Origin of the sequence: Streptomyces spongiae (assembly GCF_009377185.1) — a bacterium.
Classification (GTDB): Bacteria; Actinomycetota; Actinomycetes; order Streptomycetales; family Streptomycetaceae; genus Streptomyces; species Streptomyces spongiae.
Genome location: NZ_VJZC01000763.1, coordinates 1 through 4,067, shown reverse-complemented (window position 1 = coordinate 4,067; position 4,067 = coordinate 1). Strand labels below are relative to the sequence as shown.

Sequence of the window (4,067 nt, the reverse complement as noted above, 5' to 3'; positions counted from 1 at the left end):
GTGCCGCCGTGGCCGCCGCGGCCGTCGGCACCCTGCTCGCCCCCACACCGGCGCAGGCCGCGCCGAACGCCTCCCCCGACCGGGCCCGCGCGATCGCGAAGCGGATGATCGACGACTCGGCCCAGTACCACTGCTTCGCCAGGGTCGTCGACCGGGAGAGCGACTGGCGCGTGACCGCGTCCAACCCCTCCAGCGGCGCCTACGGTCTCGTCCAGGCCCTGCCCGGCTCGAAGATGGCCTCCGCGGGCCCGGACTGGAGAACCAACCCGGCCACCCAGATCAAGTGGGGCCTGAAGTACATGAAGCACCGCTACAGCAGCCCGTGCGGCGCGTGGAGGTTCCTGCGGGCGAACGGCTGGTACTGACCGGCCCGCACGGCCCGGCACCACGCCGCCGTCGTCATGGCAGCCGCAAAGGCAACAACGCGCACGGTCAAGGATGAACCAAGCTTGCGGCGACGCTCCGGGCGAGCGAACAAAAGAAGTCGCAAAGAGCGTCAAGAAATAACGGTGGCGCACCGAAACGCACAACAGGCGAGGGATACTCGAAGAAGCGGATGGCTCAGCCATGCATCTGGTCCGAAGACCACGGTCAGAATTTGGTAAGAGGTGTACATGCGCGTCCTCGTCATGCACAGCCTTTCCGATTCATTTGTGCGCTATGCCGAAAGCATCGACCACGACGAACATGAGGTGACATACGTCAGCACGCCGGCGCGGAGGGCGACATTACCGCCCGGAGTGCGAGCACTCGTGGTCGAGCGCTCCGACGACGAAGACACCGCGACGGCCGTACTGTCCGCGATCAAGGGCCTCCCCGAGCCGGACACGGTCGTCGCCCTGTCCGAGTTCGATCTGGTTCCCGCGGCACAGGTCCGTGAGGAACTGGGCGTCCCCGGCCCACGCGTGGACGACGCGCTCACCGTCCGGGACAAGCTGGTGATGAAGTCGGCGGTGGCGGCGGCGGGTCTGCGGACCCCGCGATTCGCCTCGCTGGACCAGGCGCTCGACCTGGGCGCCGCCTCGCTGCCGTGGCAGGGCCGGACCGTGCTCAAGCCGGTGGCCGGCGCCTCCAGCAAGGAGACCCACACCTTCGCGTCGCCGTCCGAGGCGTTACAGGCGGTGCGCGACGGTGAAGTGAGGTGCTCGGCGACGGACTTCCAGATCGAGGAGTTCGTCGTGGGGCCCATCCTCCACATCGACGGCCTGCTGACAGCGGGCGAGCCGGTCGTCATCCAGGCGAGCCGCTACATCGGAACCTGTCTGGACTACGCCCGCGGGCAACCCCTGGGCTCCGCTCAGACGGACACCGAACCCGACCTCGTCGACTGGGCGCTGAGATGCCTGAAGGCGGTCGGTGTCGAGAGCGGCCCCTTCCATCTCGAAGCCATCGAAACCGCCCGCGGCCCGGTGTTCCTGGAGGTCGGAGCACGGTGCGGCAGCGTCGGCGTGGTGGACGCGTTCGAACGGGCCACCGGCGTCCGGTTGCCGGGTGCGGCGGTCCGCCTACAGGTCGACGGGGCGTCCGCCCTTCCGAGACCTCGGCTGCCGGGCCCCGGGGAACGGTACGGCTGGTTCCTCCTCCCGGGCCACACCCTCGGCTCCGCCTACTGCCGGATCAGCGGTGAACAGGGGTTCCGGCACGACCCGTTGGTGCGCCACTGGGAACAGCGCCGGGAGGACGAGCCCCTCAGGAACGCGGCCTCCTACGCGTACCGCAACGTCCCCCTCGGTGGGCTGCTCGGTCCGGGCTCCCACTCCGCCCTGGAACGGTTCATCACGCAGTTGTTCAAGTCGGTGCGGGTCGATCCGGCCTCACCACCCCTTCGGTAAGAGCGCAGACGACTTCGCGTGGAGGTGCAGTGAGCACGACGCAAGCCCTGTACGGCGCGACCCGCAGCCAGTTGAGCGAGCTCGGGCTGCCGGACAGCGACACCGAGCCGGCCGACTCGATGCTGGCCTTCCCCGACGGGAGCCACTTCCGGATCGAGGTGCCGACCGTCAACTCCGCCGACGCCGCGGCTCGGTTACTGTCCGAGAGCCGCCGGCGCGGCTTCACGATCAACCGGATCACCGAGACGTTCGGCATGTTCCGCCACACGGCCGCCGAGGTGCGACGGTACGTCGACCTCGGCAAGGAGTACGGCGCCGAGATCCTGATGTCCGTCGGCCCGCGTGCCCCGTACGACATCGGCGGCGGCGTGCAGACCCCGGAGGGAACGCGGATCGGATACCGCCTCCGGGGGCAGGAGCAGGTGGTACGTGCCGTCGAGGATGTGAAGCGCGGGATCGGGCTCGGGGTGCGCGGGTTCGTCGTCTACGACGAGGGGCTCCTCTGGGTGCTCAGCCGGCTGCGGACGGCCGGCTGGCTCCCGGCCGACATCCATCTGAAGGTGTCGGCCCACTGCGGCCACGGGAACTGCGCGTCGGCGCAGATGGTGGAAATGCTCGGCGCGAACAGCTTCAACCCGGTGCGCGATCTCACGCTCCCGATGATCGGTGCCATCCGAACGGCCATCTCGATCCCCATCGACGTCCATGTGGACAACCCCAGACTCTCCGGCGGTTTTGTCCGTACTTTCGACGCCCCGGAATTCGTGAGGGTCGCGGCACCCGTCTACTTGAAAACGGGGAACAGTGCATTGGAGGGACACGGAACAAAACCAACCGGTGAACAGATAGACGACATTCTCACTCAGGTAGAGATCGTTTCCGAATTCCTCGACAAGTACTGTCCGCAGGCGCGTCAGTCCCCCGCAGGAGAACGTGTCGTCAATGGTCAGCGGTACTGATCGGAACGGCCTGCTGAAGCAGGCCGAACCGGTGAAACTGGGAAGCAGTTTCTGGCGCCTGTGGTGGGCCAACGCGATCAACAGCGTCGGCGACGGAGCCTTCACGGCCGCGATGCCTCTGCTGGCCGTGACCGTCACCAAGGACCCCCAGCAGATCGCGGTCGTCTCCGCCGCCGGCTACCTGCCGTGGTTACTCGTCTCGCTGCCGGCCGGGGCGATCGTCGACCGCCACGACCGGGCGGCACTGATGTGGCGCTGCCAGGCCTTCCAGGCCGTGATCGTCACGGGGGTGGCGGTCGCGGCGGTGACGGACCGGGTGTCCGTCCCCGTGCTGGCCTCGGCCGGTTTCCTGCTGGGCAGCGCCCAGGTCGTCATCACCAACGCGGCACAGTCCGTACTGCCGCAGGTCGTTCCCCCCAAGCTGTTGCAGCGGGCCAACAGCAACCAGTACGTCATCCAGACCGTGGGTGAGTCCTCCGTCGGTCCGCCGCTCGGCAGTCTGCTCTTCGCCGTCTCGGCCGCCCTGCCGTTCGGCGTGGACGCGGTGTCCTTCGTCCTGTCCGCCGCGCTGCTGGCCATGCTGCCGCGCACCACCGTGCCCTCCACCGGACGGCCGCCCATGCGCGTGGAGATGGCCGAGGGACTGCGCTGGCTGACCCGGCACAGACTCCTGCGCACCCTCGCCGTCCTGTTGGGCGTCAACACCTTCTGCAACCGGCTGGGCTTCGCGACCCTGGTCCTGTACGCCACGCAGACTCTCGGGCTCAGCGACCGCCAGTACGGCCTGATGCTCGTCGGCGAGGGTGTGGGCAGTGTCCTCGGCGGCCTGGTCAATGTCTGGATCGCCAGGCGGCTGGGCTCCGTCCCCGCCTTCGCCCTGGCGCTCGGGGCGAACGCCGCCATCTACGCCGGAATGGGGCTCGTTCCCAACGGTGCCGCTCTCGCGGTGATGCTGGCGCTGTGCGGCTTCGTGATCACCGTGTCCAGTGTGGTCACGGTCAGCCTGCGCCAGCAGATCACTCCCGGTGCGCTGCTGGGCCGTGTCAACAGCGTGTTCCGCATGCTCGGTTGGGGCCTGATGCCCCTGGGCGCGGTGGTCGGCGGGTTCGTGGCACAGCACCTGGGACTGCGAGCGCCGTTCCTCTTCGCCGGCGGCATCCGCGTCCTGGTGCTGCTGGCCGCGCTGCCCGTCCTCCTCACCGAAACGCGGTCCGTACGGGAAGAGCTCTAGGTTCCGCCGCCGCCCTCTCGACCGCCCTCTCGCCCACCCTCCCCC

Annotated in this window: 4 protein-coding genes; all 4 read left to right on the top strand. The window is 68.7% G+C overall.

Going from position 1 to position 4,067, the window contains the following annotated elements:
- Positions 1-365 (top strand): aggregation-promoting factor C-terminal-like domain-containing protein (locus FNH08_RS46265; RefSeq protein ID WP_152777733.1); only part of this gene is annotated, 365 nt, incomplete at its 5' end.
- A 375-nt stretch (positions 366-740) separates the two neighbouring features.
- Positions 741-1,832 (top strand): ATP-grasp domain-containing protein, encoded by a 1,092-nt coding sequence (locus FNH08_RS46260; protein ID WP_322726533.1) that lies wholly within the window; start codon positions 741-743, stop codon positions 1,830-1,832.
- Positions 1,833-1,951: 119 nt separating this feature from the next.
- On the top strand, positions 1,952-2,791 hold the full coding sequence (locus FNH08_RS46255; RefSeq protein ID WP_152777735.1) for a peptidase: 840 nt from the start codon (positions 1,952-1,954) through the stop codon (positions 2,789-2,791).
- Positions 2,775-4,022 carry an MFS transporter gene (locus FNH08_RS46250; RefSeq protein WP_152777731.1) on the top strand — a complete coding sequence of 416 codons (1,248 nt, stop codon included), beginning with the start codon at positions 2,775-2,777 and terminating at the stop codon, positions 4,020-4,022. Before FNH08_RS46255 ends, FNH08_RS46250 begins: the two co-directional genes overlap by 17 nt.
- The last annotated feature ends 45 nt before the right edge of the window (positions 4,023-4,067 follow it).

Excerpts from the sequence above, each read along its gene's own strand:
- FNH08_RS46255 (WP_152777735.1), top strand. The coding sequence starts at position 1,952 with ATGCTGGCCTTCCCCGACGGGAGCCACTTCCGGATCGAGGTGCCGACC.
- FNH08_RS46250 (WP_152777731.1), top strand. The coding sequence starts at position 2,775 with ATGGTCAGCGGTACTGATCGGAACGGCCTGCTGAAGCAGGCCGAACCG.